This window comes from Lysinibacillus sp. BPa_S21, from assembly GCF_023337795.1.
Lineage (GTDB): Bacteria > Bacillota > Bacilli > Bacillales_A > Planococcaceae > Lysinibacillus.
Genome location: NZ_JALIRS010000006.1, coordinates 107,637 through 127,372, shown reverse-complemented (window position 1 = coordinate 127,372; position 19,736 = coordinate 107,637). Strand labels below are relative to the sequence as shown.

Below are 19,736 nucleotides of genomic sequence, written 5' to 3'. Positions count from 1 at the left end.
AATTCCCCATTAGTTTAATAGATTTGTTAAAAGAGAAAGACTAGATACTCATTATTAAGTCGTGAACTGTACCCGAATTATTAAAAACAACTTTTCGAGTCAATTCAAAAAATAATTGAATACCTAGTCTTTTTTGTTTTTCTGCATTTTTGTAAATATAAGAATGCTAATAATTAGTTTTTTAAATTACTCTTCATCTGCTCGACTTCTTCCACCATTCTTAAAAGCTTCATGAGCGTTTTCCAATTGCGGACAGTTGCCGGAATCTCAAGTTTTTTTAGATTATTTCCTAGTTTGGCATTTCGAATGCTGTCATAAAATAAAAGATACACATCTCTTCCGTTTATGACACTGAGTTCTCTTTCATTTGTAAAAGATAAAAACTTGTCACTATTAGCCTTGGAAGGGGCTGTCGGCAACAAAGCAACATGTAAACATTCCCCTTTACATGTTTGCTCTGCTTCTGAAATCTCCTGATCTGAAAAAGGGGATTGACTAACAATCTGCTGTATTTCCTCTGCAGTCCTAATGACAACAACACTAGATATCCCAAAATCCTCGTTAATTTTATCGTGAATTTTCGTTTGCAAAAGCTCCTCAGTTTCCTCTGATTCAAAAAGGATGTTTCCACTTTGGATATATGTCTTCACATTATGTAATCCTAGTTGCTCAAGAGAACTTCTTAATTCCGCCATGATAATTTTATTATGCCCGCCTACATTAATCCCTCTAAGAAATGCAAAATATATAGTCATACAACTCCACCTTCTTTTTACAATTTATTTACTAATAATAGTTACATCCTTTTATTGCTTCAAAGGCTGATCTTCTACCTCTATTTTCGTAATGGATAGTAATTCCGTTCGCATTAACTGTTGGCATAAAGTCTCCTCCTACTTTGTATTACTACCCTTTCTCTTTTCCCACTGAACTAAAATTCGCTTTGTCTGTTAGTGCGTTTAATATATATTAAACGTATTGGATGCAATTTGTAAATTTATTTTGGTTATCATTACCAAAAGAAAAGACACTCACAAATATGAGTGCCCTTAAATATTTTTTCTTATCTATACGAATCATGTGTAGGTTCAAACAAGTCTTCTTCTGAATTTCTAACAACAGAAAAGTGTTCGACATTGTAATGACCATGAAGTGTATGATTATGATGCTTGATAATTTGCTCTGCACTTAAAACATCACTGTCCGCAGTTGAATGCCCATCACCAACTAACGTGACATCCAACCCACTAATAGTCGCCGTTCTTACCGCAGTATCGATACAGTGCTGCGTCGAGCAGCCCATTACAACTACATGTTTAATATCTTGAGATTGTAAATGAATTAGCAGATCAGTCCCATGGAAACAATTCGTTGCTTTTTTATCGAAAATCCTCGCTTCCTTAGGTACGCTAATGCCATTATGAATAGCAAACCCTGTCCCTTTACCTTCAGCAACATCAAGATCCCTTACAAAGACGACTGGAACATTGGATTTTCTTGCTTTTTCAATGACTAAGTTGATATTTTTAATTAGGTGTTCCTTATTAAAAACTGCTTTTTCTTTCTCATTACCATCCATTAATTCTTGCTGAGCATCAATAATCAGTAGTACTTGATTCAAATCATTTTCCCCTTTCAATTTGAGGAAACGCTATATAATTAATAGTTAGACGATTTCCCCTTTTTATTTATCACGGCGCTAGCATAATTTTTGTTCATACTATCTACCCCCTAAATGTAATTGTCATTTAAGACTCATTAATATTATCATATTTTCCTAAAAAAGGTAATATCGGTTAAACCGTTAATATTTCAAGTTCATCAGCAAAACGTGAAGTTGATTTCCATTCCGATTTATAAACATGACATCCGAAATAATAAATGTCATCTCCAACTTTTGATGACGAACGACATTTCATTAATTTTTGACTCTATTACAATGTTTAAGTATATAATCCATACATTGAATTGTGTCATCAATACGTTGTTTTTTCGAATTACAATAGCGTATATTGGAACCTTCTCGAATACTGATGGCTTCGTTAATAATATTGTGGAATTCTTCCGGTAAATGATGAATTGCATATTTACAAGCATCTACTTTTGAAACAATCATATATTCTTGCAATGTGTAAAATTGCCGTAAAATTCCTGTTATTGACCATTCTACTTCTAAATCCACTAATTTATTTGGTATCAAAAATGCTTTATATTTTTTAATTTTTTTCAATCTACTCGACCAATAACTGTTCATGTTTTCTAAAACATAATCTGCAAGCACTCTTTCATCTACACTGAAGTTATATGTAGCTACATCCGGTCCTAAAACGGTAATCCCTTTATTTTTTAAAATCCACCAAGTAATTGGGTTCATATCATCATTACCCCAGTTTGTTTTACCTTCATTTACCTTTAAACATCCTGTTACCTCACTCTGTTTCTTGCCAACATCCTCATCTAGTAAATAACTGCCATCCATCCCTGTATCCTTATATTTCTGATTTAATTCTTTGTGAAGATCAGATATCACCTTCATATCTTCTTCAGTTAAGGATCTGTTTACAACAGCAATAAAATCGATATCACTCGAACCATTTATGTAAGCGTTAAGAGCAATAGAACCGTGTAAATAGAAACCTTCAAGCGTATTCGGTACTTTATTTTGAAATAAGTTTATATAATCATTTAAAATATTTTGAACATGTAGAGGAACTCTAGAATCCATAAAAACTCTCCTTTAAATTAATTTAATACTTATTTTACCAAAACACCCACTGTTTTTCCCACTATTGATCATAAAGAGGTTATCATGAACTTATTTGCACGACATAAATTTCTAACAAATGAGAGTCCTTCTTTCTATATTGAATCCAGCTCTGTTGTGTATTGAAGTATCTTTTGAAAATTCATTGGGTATTCTAGGGAATAGATAAGGAGTGGGGGAATTTGTACACAGGTTATATACAAGTAATTGTTCAAACGGTTATTACTTTTTTTGTTCTTCTGACATTTACGAGGTTTTTAGGTAAAAAACAACTAAGTCACTTAACCTTCTTTAACTACGTAACTGGTATTACAATTGGTTCTATTGCAGCCAATATGGTAATTTTAAAAACAATTGTATTCACAAAATTTTTAGTAAGCTTAGTTATTTGGTGTGCGCTTACTACTTTAATTAGTTATATTGCTCTAAAATCTGGAAAAGCAAGAACATTACTTGATGGACAACCGACAATTGTTATTAAAAAAGGGAAAATAGATAGAGAAGCTCTAGCAAACACGAAAATTAATATTGATGACCTTACGATGATGATTAGACAGTATCAAGTTTTTTCAATTACAGAAATTGACTACGCTATATTAGAACCAAATGGCATGTTGAGTATTCTAAAAAAACCTGAATTTCAAAGTCCACAAAAGATGGATTTAAAAATCGTTTCATCTTCTCCCGCTTTTATTCCCATTGAAATCATTACAGATGGGAAGCTATTGCCACGAAATTTACAGGAAGTCGGTAAAAGTAGGGAATGGTTAGATCATGAATTAAAAAAGGCAAACGTAAAAACAATTGAAGAAGTTTTTTATGCGGAAATTCAACCAAACGGCAAGCTATTTATCCAAAAAATTGATTAAGGAGATTTCTAAATCTAGTGACTTCTCGCTTCTTAAAACTTGACAAAAAAAGTTATTTATGCAATAATTTACTTTTACGGAATTTATCTGTACAATAGGATTCTCCTGGCCAGGGGAATCCTATTTTTTTGAAGGAGTGTATTTGCATGAACAAAGGTGAATCTAGTTTAACTTCCTTAATCTCAGCTTTCAGTAGAGCCTACCATAGCCAATTCGATACCCCTATAATTTTTGATGATTACCTAGCAAAAGAGTTAATCACAGAAAAAGAATTCCATGACATTCAAACAAATATGGTACAAGGCATCCAATTTTTCAACAAAGAAATCGCAGAAAAATTAAATGGAAATACGGAAGAGCTCTTAAAATGGATTGTGCAAACACAGCTCTCCCCTACACCATTGGCTAGAGCAGCATTTTGTGAAAAAGTTTTACAGAATGAAATTTTGCTAGGTTTACAGCAATATGTCATTCTCGGAGCAGGGTTAGATACATTTAGCTTAAGACACCCGGAGCTTGAAAACATGTTAAAAATCTTTGAAATCGATCACCCTGCAACACAGGACTTTAAAAAGAAAAGATTGGATGAAGTTAATATAAAGCTTCCAAGTAATGTACATTTCGTTTCGATGGATTTCACAAAGAAGTTTTCATATCAAAATCTAATGAATAGCGGCTTTGATAACAAAAAAACTTTCTTTAGTCTACTAGGTGTTTCCTATTATTTAACGAAAGAAGAAACGTCAAGCTTAATTGATCATTTGTTTGCCAATGTACCAACAGGAAGTTCGATTGTGTTGGATTATGCAGATGAGAAACTATTTAAAGAAAAAGGAATTTCAAACCGAGTAGATAACATGGTAAAAATGGCTGCAGCAAGTGGCGAACCGATGAAATCATGTTTTACGTATAAAGAAATGGAAAAAATGTTAAAAAAATCAGATCTACTTATTTATGAACATCTTTCGCCAGATAAAATTAATGAGCTTTATTTTAACAATCGAAAAGATTATCTTACAGCCTTTGAAACCATTCATTACGTTCATGCTGTGAAAAATTGAGTTAAGTTTGGAGGAATCAAATGAAACTTTATAAATTTTCTAAAGAGAATGGGAAAAAAATAACACAGTTTAAATCAAATTTCATTATGTCTCGTATTATTAACACGGAAGTACCAGCTAATATCGGGTGTATGCATTTAGAAGAAAACGGTATTATTGGCTATCATAAAGCTGTAGTTCCCCAGCTTCTCTTAATTTTAGAAGGCGAAGGATTTGTAAGAAATGAACAGGAGCAATATTTTCAAGTTCAGCCGGGAGATGCGGTCTTTTGGGAGAAGGATGAATGGCATGAAACAAAAACAGATAAAGGATTAACTGGCATCGTGATAGAATCTGAACAATTAAATCCGGCAGCTTTTATGCCTCTAAAATGAGTTATCGATATTTTCAAAATATTTCTCAGGCAATTAACTATGCAAGAATAACATCGTAACATATTTTAGTAATGTAAGATGTTTTAGTCTTACACCTCCGAAGCTTTGTTACTAAGGGTCACTTATGAAAATAAGTGGCCCTCTATATATTTCTATTCAGGAAATATTGTTTCTATATAGTTTATTGACAAACTCCCAGCGGATTTCCATCTGGATCATAAAAGGTAAAAAACTTCGTCTCTCCTTCTCCATCTATTTCATTAACTTTTTCATTCTTTTCGATTAATGAACGATAGGTTTCTTCAATGTCATGTGTTTAAAGAACTTGCCGACGCCAAAATAATTATCTGGGAAATTTTGTGGTATATGGTCTTTTGCTTTTACTAAACATACAACGGTTTGAGATCCGGCATCAATTTTCATTACCGCTGCGCCTTCTTGCAAGTATAGAAGTGAAAATCCTAGTTTCTCCTCATACCATTTAGCAGATTGTTCGGGGTTCTTAATTGGAATAAATATTGCCTCTACTCCTTTCAGTATTGGTTTACTCATAATTCTTCTCCTTGTACTTTTCTTTAAAATCAGGACTCAATTCACTCCACACATCAAATTTATTTCCGTCCAAGTCATAAAAAACAAAATTTCTACCAGCATGTCCCCTATTTTCAATCTCACCGACTCTAATTCCTTTATCTTTAAAAGCTTTATGAATAGTTTCCAATGCACTTAAACCATCAACCTCAAAAGTTATTGAAAAATGTTCTTTCCCATAGTGATCTATAAAATTTGAGCTTTGATTGTTCATGGATCTAACAAGAAAAAAACTTTGATTGGCAAAATTAACAATAGCTTTATCACTATCTTGGTAAGTGCATTTTGCTCCTAATTTACCTACATACCATTCACAGGACAGTTCTACATTGCTGACTGGAATATAAGTAGTTCCTATTCTAATTAACGTTTCACTCATCCACTCACCCTCTCCAATGTCTTCAGTGAATTATTCTATTTTCAGCTTTTAAATACCTTTAATTCTTGCTACATTTTCATCGTGTGGTCTACAAAGTAATGACCAGACTCAAATTGAGTACTGGTCATTTAATGTCTTGTTTTTACAATTATTGATCACTATACTTGAATGTTTTTAAGGAAATAATAAGTGTCAATGCTAAGCATCCCATTAAAAGAAGTAACGATTCTCCCCATGCACTAAAATTATTTAGAAATGCAGCTTTAATTCCATTAGTAAACCATTCAAATGGATTTACTCGACTAATAAACTGGATAAGATACGGCGCCTTTTCCATAGTAAAAAAATGCATTACTACAAAGCAGCATTGGTATCATCAATACATTGGCAGTCATACTTAAATGACCTTCATTTTTCACAAGACTTGATATAAAAAAGCTTAAAAATACAAAACTTAATGAGGCTATTAGAATAATCGGTGTCATATATAAGAAGATAGTAAAAGAAAAGTTTAGGTGATTGATCACGGTAGAAAATAAAAGCACGATATAAGATAAGATAATAGCAACTATTGCCCACGAACTCGAAATACTGACGATATATTTCCATAAAGGCATAGGTGTTGCGTGAAGTAAATTATAAACACCTCTTTTTCTTTGCGATAACGCAATAAAAGCAGTAGTCATAAACGAATAAAAAAATACACTAACGGCAATGATTCCTTCTACATAACTCCCTGCAAAGCTCGGTAAAAACAACCTTAGCACAATAATCGCAGCAAATGGCATTAAAATAGACCAAAATAGTAAATACATATCTTTTATACTGGATTTCAAATTTAATACGAAAACAGCCTTCATTTTCTCACTCCTCACTTCGTTAATTCAAAAAATAATTCTTCTAAATTTTGAGTTTGGTAGTACTCCATTTAACTATCAGGGGAGCCATTGGCAATTATTTTCCCATGATGCATCATCAAAACTCTGTCAGCAACATTCATTACTTCCAACATATCGTGGGAAGAAAATAACACGGCAGCCCCGCTATCTTTTAAACGTTTTATGATTTGTTGAATTTCCCTTTGTCCTCTAGGATCCAATCCTGCAGAAGGTTCATCCAAAATTACTAGTTTAGGCGCGTGCAAAGTTGTCACGATAATTGCTAGGCGCTTTTGCTGCCCTAATGACAATTTGATAGCTGGCGTTTTTTTGACCTGCAATAAATCAAAAGCGACGAGTTTTTCTTCAATTTCATTTTTTGTCAGCGAAATTCCATAAAATGCAGCAAATAATTTCACATTATCCTCTACAGAATAGCCTTCAAAAAAGGGGTTGTTTGAAGCTGCGTTCCTATTTCCTTTTTGTAATCAGATGTCCAGTATTTAATTGTTCCACTGTCCTTAGGAATAATGCCAAGAAGCATCCCGATAGTTGTTGTTTTGCCAGCACCATTTGTGCCCACTAAAGCAACTATCTCCCTCTCTTTAATATCAAGGTCTATATGATCAACGACACATCTAGCCTTATAACTTTTCGTTAATTGACTAGCACAAATTAGTCTTTTCATATTTTCTCCCCTTACTTAATATTGTATATTCAACTTTGAGTATATAGCTATTTTTTAACTCCCTCATTCGAGAGAGTTATCTTTTTTCATAATTTCAATAGCTTGATGTAAAAATTTTGATTGTACTTTCACTATTTCTTGCATATTATCAAATGCTAGTTGTGTTAATGCTGGCAGTTCTCCTTGCAAAGCAATCAATTTGGCCTCATAGCCAGCTTGAATAGCCTTTTCTTCTTGTTCCAAAATTTTTTGCTGCTTTTCTAATGCTTCAACAGCTTTAGCTTTTGGCAGTTTAAATGCAAAGGAAACACCAGAATACAAAGTTGTAGGGTAAATGACAGAAGAATTTTCAAGTGCCTCAATAATCAGTTCCTGCTCATGTGCCTTACCCTTTTCAGTAATTTGGTAAATTGCTTTTTGTCTATGTCCTGTGGATTCAATACTAGCCACCTCTATATAGCCATCTTTTTCAAGCTTTTTTAATGCATTATAGATAGAGCCGATAAGCACTCCACCCCATCGTTCAGCATCACTTAATTCAAGCATTACTTTAATATCATAGCCAGTCATTGGTTTTAGCCCCAACATAGCAAGTACTAATAGTCTTGTCATAATAATCACCTTTTTATATTCAACGTTGAATAATTTGAATATAACTGTTCTGCATTTTTTTGTCAATAGGCTTTTATTTATTATTGAAATGTTGTAAAAAAACTAAAAACAGTTTAATAAAGTTTTTTATGATAAAGTATATGTTATTGCACCATCAAATGGGCATGAACCAATTTAAGCTGTAGCGAATACCTATTCGCTACAGCTTTTCACATTTTATGTTAATGCAAAAATTTACTGTGATTAGGTAAAGCAATCTGCTCAAATTCAGTCGCTAACTTATGCAAATTTCTAGTAAGCTCTTCCCCCGCCATAGGTAATCCATGTCCTGTAATAGCAACTGAAGGTTTAAGTGCCTCTAATTTTTTTACAGAATCCCAAGCAGCCTGCCAATCCGTCGTGAAATATCGTGGCGGCCCACTAATTTCCTTTTTTTGTAGCAACACTTTGTAGAGTGATTCTTGCTTAACTGTAACAAAGGCATCTCCTACAATTAACGCTCGATCCTCTTCACGAAATAAAGATATATGCCCTGGCGTATGACCCGGCGTATGAATCCAACGAAAACCTGGCATAAATGGAATACTGCCATCGGACGGAAGCGCCTCAACATTATCGCCTAAGTTAATAGCTTCATTTGGGTAAATGGGTGACACTTTCGCTAATAAACCACCATTTACACCAGGATCAGCTTTAGGATAATTTTTTATATCAGTTAAATAAGGTAATTCTAAAGAATGTGCATAAACCGGTATTCCCCAATGTTCAATTAGATCGATTATCGCCCCAACATGATCAAAGTGTCCATGCGTTAAAATTATTGCTTTAGGACGACTATTCGTTCCAAACCGCTCCTCTGTTGCTGTAATAATTTCTTTTGCACTTTTTGGCATTCCAGCATCGACTAATACGAACTCTTTTTTATGAGGTTCACCGTAGAGTACAATATTTACAATTTGAATGGTATGTTGGTATAAATCAGGTAATACTTCTACACCATCTCCACTCCAAATCGATGTTGCTGGAATATACTTAAAGTCGTTACCATAGTTCATATCATTATGCATGGAAAGCCCTTCTTCCTTCATGAATTGTAGATAATCATATTTTTCCTTTTTACAGTAAAAATAAAGCAAGAAAAAAATGGAATAAAAAACTGCTAGATTTCAGCAACTTTCTTAGCTAAAATCTAGCAGGTATATTTATTTACGCACAGCTTCAAATGTAATTAACGAATGCTCTTTTGAAGGCTTCTTGTTATAAACATAATCAGCCGAGCAAGTTATATCAGAAAAACCTATGTTTGTTAATATAAGCTTGAATTCTTCTACTCCATACCATCTTAACGGAAATCTTTGTAACTCTGTATCGATTAATTTACCCTTTCGCCACTTTTCATATTTTAAAATGGTTAGCGTATATTGATCGATCCAATTCATTTCAACGCATTTACGTTCTAATGTAATTCCTTCCTCTTGCGAAATTTCATAGTAGGATGAAGTAATTTCCCCTGTTCGCCAGTCTGTTGGTAAAAGCAAGTCTACAATAAAGCGACCTCCAGGTATCAAATGATTATACATACATGTTAATGCATCCATCGCACCTTTTGAATTCTCTATTAAACATAACGAACCTGTCGGCATAACTATCGCTTCGTATTTTGAATCTAATGAAAAATTTCTTAAGTTACCTTCATATAGATTTGGCTTGAAACCTCTTTCTTTGCAGTGTTTTCGGCATGAATCTAACATTTCTGGTGAATAGTCGATCCCCTCAACATCATATCCATTTTCAAGTAAAGGGATTAAGAAGCGTCCAGAGCCCACTCCTGCTTCAAGTACCCTTCCCTTAGTTCCTTTTAAGCGTTCAAGATAATATTCAATATCCCCACCAATAGAATGTCCCACTGGTTTTGTCAAATCATAAAGTTCTGTACACAAAGGTCCGTAACTACTAAACATTCCAATTCCTCCGATTTCGTGCAGAAGAATCTATTATTCTTATTTCTTCCACACCTTATATTTGTATGTTGGAAAAATAGAGCTGACTTTCATCTTATATCACTCACTTTCTGTATAATATAGTAAAATCATACATAATAAAGGAATGCAGTTCAATATATTTATATTTCAATAATCACCACAGTGTGTGGTTGATTTCAGTTCCGACTAGGTGCTTTGTTGCTGTCGCTGCGCTTTCGCACAGAAAACATTTGTATGGCTTACGGAGTCTCTACTCAATTTCAAGATGATGGGCGATTTTCCTTTATTGTTGGCGAAGAAGTAGAGAAATATGATATTTCTATACATGACAACTTCGTCAATACTCAGATTCCCGAAGGAAAATATGCGGAATTTAAAATTGATGGCTCTGCAGAATCCGTTCAAAATACCCGACGTTATATTTACGGGTTTTGGTTACCAAATTCAAATTACGAGAGGAATAACGGCCCTGCCTTTGAGATAACAGACGTAGTAAATTCTATTTTTCCAAATACATTGAAAATGAAAATTTATATTCCGATCCAGTGAGGAAAACTTTATAAAAAATAAGGAGAGTATGCTATGAATATCGAAAAAGTGTTTGCAGAGTTCCCATTATTAAGCTCCGAAAATATTGTGCTAAAAAAAATTGAAGATGCACATTTACCAGAAGTATTTGCAATCTATGATAATGAAAAAGTATTTGAATATTGTGGGATAATCCCGAAACATAATATCCAAACGGTGGGTAAAATGATAGGGCATTTTGACAGAGATTATCAGAAGAAAAGCAGAATTAAATGGGGCATTTTTCAAAAGTCTCATGGCGATAAATTAGTCGGTATTATAGAAGCAATGGATTTTAATCAAAAAGTGAGTATGGTAACGATTGGTTACTTTTTTGCAGAGGATTATTGGGGTAAGGGCATTGCAACGGATGCAGTTAAAATACTTACCAAATTTTTAATTGAGGAAGTTAATATAAATCGTATACAAGCTGAGGTTATGCCATTGAATGAAGCATCTAAAAAGGTTCTCCTGAAAAATGGTTTTATAAAAGAAGGACTTTTAAGACAAGCTACATTATGGTCTGGTAAAGGAGTTGTAGATTTAGAAATATACGGATTGCTTAAAGAAGACTACAAGGACAACTAAATAATTGGTGATCTTTAGTCAAAGGTGCGTGCTTACATCAATCTTTCGGACATCAATTATGAGATAATGATTAATATCAACAACTGAAAGAGTGATTCTATTGATTAATGAGCAGAAACCTAATAACTCGCAATTCCGTAACATGCGAATAGCTTATTTGATAGCTATTGTGATCACCATCTTTTTAGGTCTAGCCTCTAGAAAATGGAGTCTTCTACTTCCGTCATTTGTAGCGCAGAATGCAGGGGACATGTTATGGGCTATGATGGTCTATTTCGGATTTCGATTGTTGCTAGTGCGTAAGAACACTCTAGCAGCTATTTTGCTCAGTTTCTTGTTTAGCTTCGGCATTGAATTTAGTCAGTTGTATCAGGAAGACTGGATTAATCAGATTCGTGGGACAACGTTCGGGGCTTTGATACTTGGCAAAGGTTTTCTTGTAGAGGATTTGGTTCGGTATACAGTAGGTATCACAATCGCCTTTGTATTAGATAAGGCGGTAATTAAATTCTATTTGCGAAATTAAATCAATAATTATCAATCAGTTACTTTGACATAAATTCCGCTCTGTCTTGCTGTATTTCCATTTTAAAAAAATCACCCTATAAGCGAGCCTTTTTCAAGTGACTATCTTATAGGGTACATTTTATTAAACATAGGATTTTGATCAAACTTTATTTGAAGTTATTCATTTGAGAAGCTGATCATTTATTCATTACTATTCATTAATCCATTCGATTAATTCATTATCAAAAGTATCTTGTTCTTCAAACATTGGGTTATGACCACTTTTTTCAAAAATGACCTTCTTCACATTCCCCGAAGAAGAATCAATTTCATCCCACAGCGAAACCGGAGCGACTAAAAAATCATACCTACCTAACCCTACAAAAATAGGTTTATCTAGGTGGGCCATAGATTGAATTAGATTTCGTTCCGCAAAAGCTACACCCCAAAGGTGATCAATAACGTCCATATTTGTATATACGCCATCCCACATATAAGCAGCATCGAACGTATAATCATAAAAGCTATGCGCTCCCATGCGAATACACATATGCACAAATCGTCTTGTTGGATCATTGTGAATATCATCTTCTAAGAAGGCAATATCATGTTCAAATTGCTTTGTTCGCTCAGCACTAGCAGTCTCATTAAAAAATGAAAAACTTTGCTGCTGTCTCTCTTGACTGTTTGTCGGTGCTGAATTTAATAAAATGACCTTTTGAACGTACTGAGGATATTTTTCGGCATAGGCCAAAGCCATAAATGCATGTCCAGAATGTCCTAAAATGATGAAATCCTCAAGCTTTAATAATTGTCTTGCTGTTTCGATATCCTTCACAATTTTATCCAAAGTATAATCTTCTTTCTTGAGGGCACGAGGAGGCTTCACAAAACCTCGATGATCTAAGAAGATAAATTGAAAATGTTTATATAAATTTTCCGAGAACAAGCGTGGATAATATACACTGCTTCCCACTACCAATATCGGCTTACCTTGCCCCTTCACACAATATTTTAAATCAAATCCTTCAGTAATGATGCTTTGATAATTATTCATGATATTCGTCCTCTTTTCTTTTTATATAGAAGAGCTATCATAAAATGCTCCTCTTTTTATCACTCCCTTTCTTTTTTACATCCCCGTGTTTTCTCCATTGAACGCTCCAGCATTCTCATTCACCTCATTATTATTTTTTTCATCGAAAAACGATTGTTGAGCCACTTCGTAGTTGTCGATTTGGCATAATAGATAATAATTCTATATTTTCCCTCTAAACTTGAACCAAGTATACAATATTAATTCAAAAGTTTAAAATTATTAAATATTATAAAAAATAGAAAGATAGAGGATATAAAAAATGGATAAGCGATTACAGCAAATCATTTCATTAAGAGAGAATGGTCGATTGGAAAAAGCAAATCAATTAATGGTTGCTCTAGTTAACGAAGAGCCTGAAAATGGGTACTATCAATTTCAATGTGCTTGGACATATGATTCATTAGGAAAAGAAAGTGAGGCTGTTCCCCACTATGAAAAAGCAATTCAATTAGGGCTTAAACCCGAATTTTTAGTAGATGCTTATGTAGGATTAGGAAGCACCTATCGAACATTAGGGCAATATGAACAATCGAAATATATTCTTGAACGAGCTATAAGTGAGTTTCCAGAAGCCGAACATGTAAAAATTTTCTATGCGATGACACTTTATAATCTTGGTGAACATTCAACGGCTATGGAAACTTTATTAACTACATTAATCCTCACTAGTAAACATGAAGGAATTATAAATTATAGCAAAGCCATTAAGTTTTACTGTGATAAGCTTGATCAAACTTGGGAATAACACAATTAATCAGGCTCCTATTTATGAACTGATAAATTTTTCATTTTGAAAGAATGTATGATAAAATAAGAACATGTATTCCCTCTCCCTTAATTTTCTTAACGGGAACTATTTTGTTATGATAATAAATTGGATGCGAGAATATTCTTAAAATATAATATTTATTGTCGGATAATCTGTTGTTTTTTTACAGAGATGAAAAATAAATTGTCAGCGCTTGATTGGAATACAGGCTGAGTTACTCCTTAGGGATCAGCAAAGATGAAACTTTAGTAGAGAAGCGAAAGATCTTTGACCGCCTCAAGGAAAGTGCTCATTTGGAGTTCTAGCTTTAAAATAAGTTTGGTTATATTAATAATTTTCTTTATATGAGAACAAATTTAAAGAGCATGTTTTGAAAAAAGATTGATCAAAACATGCTCTTATTTAAAGTCCTTCATTGTCTGTATTTGGTTCTATATGAGGAAAAACTATCAACAGGATTTACCGCCTCTTCTTTCTCATCAGTAATTTAAACCTTAATATGGGGTGATATTATATTCTTTGAATACAACTGGCAGGTAAGAGATGAGTGGTTTGTCTGGTGCAATCAACTGAAATGAAAGAGTTGTTAAATGGCAGGAGGGATGAGTAGGAAATATTTTATATACACCTCGCTTAATCCTTCGATGGCTTATCAAAGCATTATGTTATCTTAGGCTTGCTCCTTAATTTACTCCTCCAAAATTCAATACCTCCTATTTTCAACCAATATATATTTATTCTTGTTTTTGGGTAAGAATTTTTTTATCAACTAACCGACTATTGAATAGTTACAAAACAGGGAATTACTTTATTAATTCTTCTCCAGTTAAAATTTCATATAGATTTGCTGAATCTTGCTTTGTTAATTTTACGTATCTATCACTATCTGTAACAATTTCTAAATTTTCACCATTTGGGGTAACCCAAAGTAAATAAGAGGCTATTTTGTTTTCGCTACTGTTCTTAAATTGAAATTGAAATTGGTAGTCAGCATAACGTGCCATTTCTACTTTTTTATTTTCCCATTTAGCATTTTCAACTATATCTTTCGCTTTTTCCACCTGTTTTTTTTGATGTACTTCTTTGAAGTCTTCAAAAATATTTTCTTCACCAATTCGTTTCTGAACAGTTATTTTTTGCCCAACCATTTCATTCAAACAACCCGAAGTTACTAACATAACAGCTAACAGAGGAAAAAATAGTATTATTTTTTTCAACTTGCTTCCCCCTTTACTTCTAATACAGGTATAAATTTTTGCCCCTGCTCTATTACTACATGAAATGACGGCTGCTTTACAAGCAACCGTCATTTATACCATTGTTTATAGAGCTTTAGAAGCTTGATGAATTAATGCAGCTACCATTTTATCCATTTGTGCAAAACGATCGTCTTTTGTTTGACCGTTTACATATCGATAATAGATTTGCTGGCATATTACCGCTAATTTAAAGTAGGCAAATGTAATATAATAAGCTATGGCTGAAACATCACGTCCGCTTTTCTCAGCATAGCGGTTAATAAATTCCTGACGTGTGTAAAACCCTGGTAAAGTCGTTATTGGCGGTTCTCCAAATGCGTAGAGCAGCATTTTAGGGTCATCTGCATGCATCCAATAACTCATAGCTACACCTAAATCTGCTAATGGATCCCCTACAGTTGTCATCTCTAAATCAAAAAGTCCAATCATTTCAGAGTAATCATTTGAAAACATAGCGTTATTAAGCTTGTAGTCATAATGAATAATGGTAGCTTCTTGATTAGAAGGGACATGATCCTTTAACCACTTTGTCAACGCTGCCACTTCACCATACTCTGCCGTTTTTGCTTTGTCATAGCGCTCAATCCACCCATGTACTTGCCTCTCCATAAATCCTTCTGGCTTCACCATATCCTTTAATTGCGTTTCCTTATATGGTATGGCATGAAGAGCTACAAGCGAATCCACCATCTTTTCCGAAATTTGACGTCCTAATTCCTCTGTATTTTCAGTACCTGGTGGAAAATGAGTGTCAAGTACGATACCTTTTTTGCGCTCCATTAGAAAGAAATCACTACCGATAATATCTCGATCTTCAACGTACACATAAGGTTTTGGGACAGCAGGTAAGAATGGATGTAATGCTGATAAAATTGTATACTCACGTTTCATGTCATGCGCTTTTTTGGCAACTGGCCCATGAGGAGGTCGACGCAGAACAACTTCAAATTCACCTACTTTTAAACAATATGTCAAATTTGAATGTCCGGCACTAAACTGCGAAATTTCTAGTTTCCCCTCTGGTAATTCCGGAAACTGAGTCTTTAAAAATGAATGTAATTTCATTTCATCAATACGTTCACTTGCCCTTACTTGTATCGTATCCATTGTACCCCTCCCCTAAATGATTGAACTCATACCGCCATCTACCACTATGACATCCCCCGTAATATAATCTGAGGCAGCCGCAGCTAAAAATAAAGCAACACCTTTTAGGTCATTTTCAGTTCCTAAACGTTTTAACGGCGTCACGCCCATCAAATAATCTTGTCCGCGCTCAATTAAGACTTTTGACATTTTTGTCGGGAAAAATCCTGGAGCAATTGCATTCACATTGACACCATACGGTCCCCATTTTACAGCTAAATCTTTTGTTAGCGTGATGACCGCACCTTTACTTGCGTTATAGCCAATGGTATCCATAAATTCAGGTATTGTACCCCCAAGCCCTGCAACCGAAGCGATATTGATAATTTTTCCGCTCTTTTGTTCTAGCATTATTTTACCAACAGCTTGCGTCATTAAAAATGTACCATTGACGTTAACATCGAAGACTTTTTGCCAAGCCTCATACGGCATTTCAACAGCAGGAGTACCCCAAGAAGCCCCACTGTTATTGACTAAAATATCAATTTGGCCGAATGATTCAAGCGTTTTTGACACTACATTTGCTATATCCTCTGGCTTTGTCACATCACAGGCAAGAGCTAATGTTTGTACACCCAATTCAGCTAATTCTGCGGCTACTTCTTCGCATGCCTCGACCTTTCTTGAGCATAGTACAATGTTGGCACCTGCTTCAGCAAAGCCTTGCGCAATTTGAGCTCCTAGACCACGTCCTCCCCCTGTTACGATGGCCGTTTTTCCCTTTAAACTAAATAAGTCTAGTACTGTCATTTTACCAGCTCCTCTTGTTTTTTAGCATGCTTTTTCAGCTCTAGCTTAGCCACCGTGTTACGATGCACTTCATCCGGTCCATCTGCTAATCTTAATGTTCGAGAATTCGCCCATTGTGCAGCAAGCGTCGTATCTGGGCCAACCCCAGCAGCACCAAATGCTTGAATTGCCCGGTCAATCACTCTTAATGCCATATTTGGCGCCACTACTTTAATCATGGCAATTTCTGCCTTCGCCTCTTTATTCCCGACTGTGTCCATCATATACGCTGCTTTTAGCGTTAAGAGTCTAGCCTGTTCAATATCAATTCGTGATTCCGCAATACGCTCCCGCATGACACCTTGGTCTGCAAGTGGTCGATGGAAAGCATGTCTCCCTTGTACACGTACACACATTTCCTCTAATGCACGTTCAGCGGCTCCAATAAGACGCATACAATGGTGGATACGACCTGGGCCTAAACGACCTTGCGCAATCGCAAAGCCTTTTCCTTCTCCCCATAATATATTTTCAACAGGTACTCGAACATTTGTAAACGTCACCTCACCGTGACCCTCTGGTGCGTGATCATAGCCAAATGCAGTAAGCATACGCTCAATTTTTACTCCAGGTGTATCCATCGGCACTAAAATCATCGACTGTTGCTCATGGATAGGTGCTGTAGAATCTTTATGTTTCCCCATAAAAATAGCGATTTTACAACGAGGATCGCCTGCTCCTGTCGTCCACCACTTATGTCCATTTAAAATATAATAATCGCCATCTCGTTCAATACTTGCCTCGATATTTGTTGCATCACTAGACGCAACTGCAGGCTCAGTCATTGCAAAACAGGAACGTATTTCTCCTCGTAATAACGGCTCTAGCCATTGTTTTTTCTGCTGTTCTGAGCCGTAGCGCACAAGTACCTCCATATTTCCCGTATCTGGCGCATTGCAATTAAATACTTCAGGAGCTAGTAAAGATCGTCCCATTATTTCACATAAAGGTGCATATTCTAAATTCGTCAATCCTGCACCATATTCACTATCCGGCAAAAATAAATTCCATAAACCCGCTTCTTTTGCCATTTGTTTTAATTCCTCCATAATTGGCGGAATCGCTCCCCAACGATCCTCCATTGCCTCTACCTGTGCAGCAAATACTCCCTCATTTGGATAAATATATTGTTCCATAAAATTTGTCAGCTTCTCTTGCAGTTCTACTACTTTTTCGCTATAAGAAAAGTTCATTAAAAAGCCCCCTTTGTTTGAACATCAAAATGACAAATGAATGAATATTCATTTTTATTCTTACATTAAATGTTACCGCTATATTTCTTGTAAATCAATGTCTATTAAACAAAAATTTGAATTATAGAGAAAATTCATACTTAAGGCAGTGATTCGGGTAGATAGAAAATATCATTTCGATAATAAAATCTAAATCAAAAAGATATATTGCCATAATATGTAACTTAAAATCCGAATAGTTCTTTTGATTAAAAATTTTATGACTTAGTTGCCTGTTTTTACTTTTTTAGCTCATCATAATAGGGGTTGATTTCCGTTCCAATCGTGCGCTTTGTTGCTGCCGCTTCGCTTTCGCACAGATAAAACATTTGTAGCTGACGCTTCGCTTTCGTACAGATAAAACATTGCCGCTGACGCTTCGCTTTCGCGCAGAGCAGAGCTTCCTAGGGGGCGTTCGATGAGCCACTTCTTTTTTAAACTGTTTAATAAAACGAAAAGTAGGATAAATAAAGAGACTGGAAAGAACTCGGTAATTTTGAAAAATAGCGAAAATGGGTAATAACTTTTTCCCTTCACTGAGTTAAATATTCCTCCCTAAATCAAAAAAATGTTAGGCCGTTTGCATCTCGGTCTAACATTTTTTTGGCCCAGCCTCTCTTTTCAATTAAATCAATCTTTAACATTTCAAAGCGTTTTCCCTATATTTATTATATCAGTCAGTAATTGACGAATCGCTAAAGGTAAATGACGATTTTTTAAATACACTACATAAACATTTCTTCGTAAATTGGGACAATCTATTTCTTTTTGAACAATCGTTTTTGCTGTAGGACCTTTTAAATAATTTTCTGGTAAAATGGTAATGCCTAAATTTTCACGAACGAGTGATACTGCCGTTTCAAAACGTTCAATTTCAAATTGGATATTAATGTTCTTGTCAGCCTTTTCAAACGCATCTAAAATGTCATGTCTCGTTTGAAAACCCTCTGTACTAATAATAAATGGCTCATCACTTAAATCGGCAATTGTTAGTTTCTCCTTATTCGCTAACGGGTGATTTAAGGGTAAAACGGCGACAAGTCGCTCTTCATATAAGCAGTTAACTTCTAGTTCTTCATCATCCATTATCTGATTCGTAATAATTAAATGTGTTTTATAGCTTTTGAGCGATTTTTCGACACGTTTACTTCCTAAAATATCTACTAAATGGATCATCATTTGCGGATATTCCTTTTTATACTCTGTTATGACTTTTGGGAGCCAATGTTTAATGGATTCCATAATCCCTATCGTTATTTCGCTTGTACCTCGTACAATGACCTCATCCATTTCTATTTTTAAAACTTCCATGTTTTTCAATATTATTTTTGCCCGTTCATATAATAGCTCGCCGGCTTCTGTTAATTGCAGATTTCTCGTATTCCTTTCAAGTAAAGGAGATCCAACTTCTTGCTCTAATTTTTTTATAGCATTACTTAGAGAAGGCTGAGAAATATGCATTTTTTCAGCCGCCTTCGAGAAATTCATTTGCCCCACAACTGCTATAAAATATTGTAATTGTTTAAAATCCACAACAACATCTCCCCCATTTATAGTTTTAAGCTATAGATTGATAATAATT

Annotated in this window: 23 protein-coding genes and 2 pseudogenes; 7 read left to right on the top strand and 18 right to left on the bottom strand. The window is 34.7% G+C overall.

From position 1 onward, the window contains the following. Positions 1–173: 173 nt before the first annotated feature. The 3 genes from MOK21_RS13775 to MOK21_RS13765 form a co-directional block, all read right to left on the bottom strand. Complete coding sequence (locus MOK21_RS13775) at positions 174–755, bottom strand: DUF1697 domain-containing protein (RefSeq protein WP_249074564.1); 582 nt, start codon at positions 753–755, stop codon at positions 174–176. 308 nt (positions 756–1,063) lie between these two features. Next, positions 1,064–1,621, bottom strand: a complete 558-nt coding sequence (locus MOK21_RS13770; RefSeq protein WP_249074563.1) for a cysteine hydrolase family protein — start codon at positions 1,619–1,621, stop codon at positions 1,064–1,066. 297 nt (positions 1,622–1,918) lie between these two features. Further along, positions 1,919–2,725: an aminoglycoside adenylyltransferase domain-containing protein gene (locus MOK21_RS13765; protein WP_249074562.1), complete on the bottom strand. Its 807-nt coding sequence runs from the start codon at positions 2,723–2,725 to the stop codon at positions 1,919–1,921. A 221-nt stretch (positions 2,726–2,946) separates the two neighbouring features. Between MOK21_RS13765 and MOK21_RS13760 the strand changes: the two genes are divergently transcribed. From MOK21_RS13760 to MOK21_RS13750, 3 genes are all read left to right on the top strand, one after another. Continuing rightward, a complete protein-coding gene (locus tag MOK21_RS13760) occupies positions 2,947–3,633 on the top strand; it encodes a DUF421 domain-containing protein (protein WP_249074561.1) in 687 nt (228 codons plus the stop codon). Positions 3,634–3,779: 146 nt separating this feature from the next. Next, a complete protein-coding gene (locus tag MOK21_RS13755) occupies positions 3,780–4,694 on the top strand; it encodes a class I SAM-dependent methyltransferase (RefSeq protein ID WP_249074560.1) in 915 nt (304 codons plus the stop codon). A gap of 20 nt (positions 4,695–4,714) precedes the next feature. After that, positions 4,715–5,068: a cupin domain-containing protein gene (locus MOK21_RS13750; protein ID WP_249074559.1), complete on the top strand. Its 354-nt coding sequence runs from the start codon at positions 4,715–4,717 to the stop codon at positions 5,066–5,068. Positions 5,069–5,249: 181 nt separating this feature from the next. Here MOK21_RS13750 and MOK21_RS13745 read toward each other — a convergent pair. From MOK21_RS13745 to MOK21_RS13710, 8 genes and pseudogenes are all read right to left on the bottom strand, one after another. Then, positions 5,250–5,620, bottom strand: a pseudogene (locus tag MOK21_RS13745) (VOC family protein). Then, a complete protein-coding gene (locus MOK21_RS13740) occupies positions 5,613–6,038 on the bottom strand; it encodes a VOC family protein (protein ID WP_249074558.1) in 426 nt (141 codons plus the stop codon). Before MOK21_RS13740 ends, MOK21_RS13745 begins: the two are co-directional and overlap by 8 nt. A gap of 302 nt (positions 6,039–6,340) precedes the next feature. After that, positions 6,341–6,898 (bottom strand): ABC transporter permease, encoded by a 558-nt coding sequence (locus MOK21_RS13735; protein WP_249074557.1) that lies wholly within the window; start codon positions 6,896–6,898, stop codon positions 6,341–6,343. 68 nt (positions 6,899–6,966) lie between these two features. Then, positions 6,967–7,335, bottom strand: coding sequence for an AAA family ATPase (locus MOK21_RS13730; RefSeq protein ID WP_308221931.1), 369 nt, complete (start codon positions 7,333–7,335; stop codon positions 6,967–6,969). An 8-nt stretch (positions 7,336–7,343) separates the two neighbouring features. Further along, complete coding sequence (locus tag MOK21_RS23785; RefSeq protein ID WP_283164705.1) at positions 7,344–7,604, bottom strand: ATP-binding cassette domain-containing protein; 261 nt, start codon at positions 7,602–7,604, stop codon at positions 7,344–7,346. 63 nt (positions 7,605–7,667) lie between these two features. Continuing rightward, positions 7,668–8,216, bottom strand: a complete 549-nt coding sequence (locus MOK21_RS13720) for a PadR family transcriptional regulator (RefSeq protein ID WP_249074556.1) — start codon at positions 8,214–8,216, stop codon at positions 7,668–7,670. A gap of 221 nt (positions 8,217–8,437) precedes the next feature. Continuing rightward, positions 8,438–9,283 carry an MBL fold metallo-hydrolase gene (locus MOK21_RS13715; protein WP_249074555.1) on the bottom strand — a complete coding sequence of 282 codons (846 nt, stop codon included), beginning with the start codon at positions 9,281–9,283 and terminating at the stop codon, positions 8,438–8,440. A 135-nt stretch (positions 9,284–9,418) separates the two neighbouring features. Continuing rightward, complete coding sequence (locus MOK21_RS13710) at positions 9,419–10,177, bottom strand: class I SAM-dependent methyltransferase (protein WP_249074554.1); 759 nt, start codon at positions 10,175–10,177, stop codon at positions 9,419–9,421. Positions 10,178–10,432: 255 nt separating this feature from the next. Between MOK21_RS13710 and MOK21_RS13705 the strand changes: the two are divergent. The 3 genes and pseudogenes from MOK21_RS13705 to MOK21_RS13695 form a co-directional block, all read left to right on the top strand. Beyond that, positions 10,433–10,747 (top strand): annotated as a pseudogene (locus tag MOK21_RS13705) (GyrI-like domain-containing protein); the annotation flags it as partial. A 33-nt stretch (positions 10,748–10,780) separates the two neighbouring features. Next, positions 10,781–11,353 carry a GNAT family N-acetyltransferase gene (locus MOK21_RS13700; protein ID WP_249074553.1) on the top strand — a complete coding sequence of 191 codons (573 nt, stop codon included), beginning with the start codon at positions 10,781–10,783 and terminating at the stop codon, positions 11,351–11,353. 91 nt (positions 11,354–11,444) lie between these two features. Then, entirely contained in the window at positions 11,445–11,879 is a 435-nt protein-coding gene (locus tag MOK21_RS13695; RefSeq protein WP_374110168.1) for a ribosomal maturation YjgA family protein, read from the top strand. 192 nt (positions 11,880–12,071) lie between these two features. On the opposite strand, the gene MOK21_RS13690 is transcribed toward MOK21_RS13695, so the two are convergent. Continuing rightward, entirely contained in the window at positions 12,072–12,917 is an 846-nt protein-coding gene (locus MOK21_RS13690) for an alpha/beta hydrolase (RefSeq protein WP_249074552.1), read from the bottom strand. A 301-nt stretch (positions 12,918–13,218) separates the two neighbouring features. On the opposite strand from MOK21_RS13690, the gene MOK21_RS13685 reads away from it, so the two are divergent. Further along, positions 13,219–13,704: a tetratricopeptide repeat protein gene (locus MOK21_RS13685; protein ID WP_249074551.1), complete on the top strand. Its 486-nt coding sequence runs from the start codon at positions 13,219–13,221 to the stop codon at positions 13,702–13,704. Positions 13,705–14,531: 827 nt separating this feature from the next. Here the strand turns inward: MOK21_RS13685 and MOK21_RS13675 are convergent. From MOK21_RS13675 to MOK21_RS13650, 6 genes are all read right to left on the bottom strand, one after another. Beyond that, positions 14,532–14,945, bottom strand: a complete 414-nt coding sequence (locus MOK21_RS13675; RefSeq protein ID WP_249074550.1) for a YhfM domain-containing protein — start codon at positions 14,943–14,945, stop codon at positions 14,532–14,534. Positions 14,946–15,050: 105 nt separating this feature from the next. After that, entirely contained in the window at positions 15,051–16,094 is a 1,044-nt protein-coding gene (locus MOK21_RS13670) for a phosphotransferase family protein (protein ID WP_249074549.1), read from the bottom strand. A 12-nt stretch (positions 16,095–16,106) separates the two neighbouring features. Further along, positions 16,107–16,883, bottom strand: a complete 777-nt coding sequence (locus MOK21_RS13665; protein WP_249074548.1) for an SDR family oxidoreductase — start codon at positions 16,881–16,883, stop codon at positions 16,107–16,109. Further along, positions 16,880–18,115 carry an acyl-CoA dehydrogenase family protein gene (locus MOK21_RS13660; RefSeq protein ID WP_249074547.1) on the bottom strand — a complete coding sequence of 412 codons (1,236 nt, stop codon included), beginning with the start codon at positions 18,113–18,115 and terminating at the stop codon, positions 16,880–16,882. The genes MOK21_RS13665 and MOK21_RS13660 overlap by 4 nt, the downstream gene beginning before the upstream one ends. A 294-nt stretch (positions 18,116–18,409) precedes the next feature. After that, a complete protein-coding gene (locus MOK21_RS13655; RefSeq protein ID WP_249074546.1) occupies positions 18,410–18,691 on the bottom strand; it encodes a hypothetical protein in 282 nt (93 codons plus the stop codon). A gap of 108 nt (positions 18,692–18,799) precedes the next feature. Continuing rightward, a complete protein-coding gene (locus tag MOK21_RS13650; protein ID WP_249074545.1) occupies positions 18,800–19,687 on the bottom strand; it encodes a LysR family transcriptional regulator in 888 nt (295 codons plus the stop codon). Between the last annotated feature and the right edge of the window lie 49 nt (positions 19,688–19,736).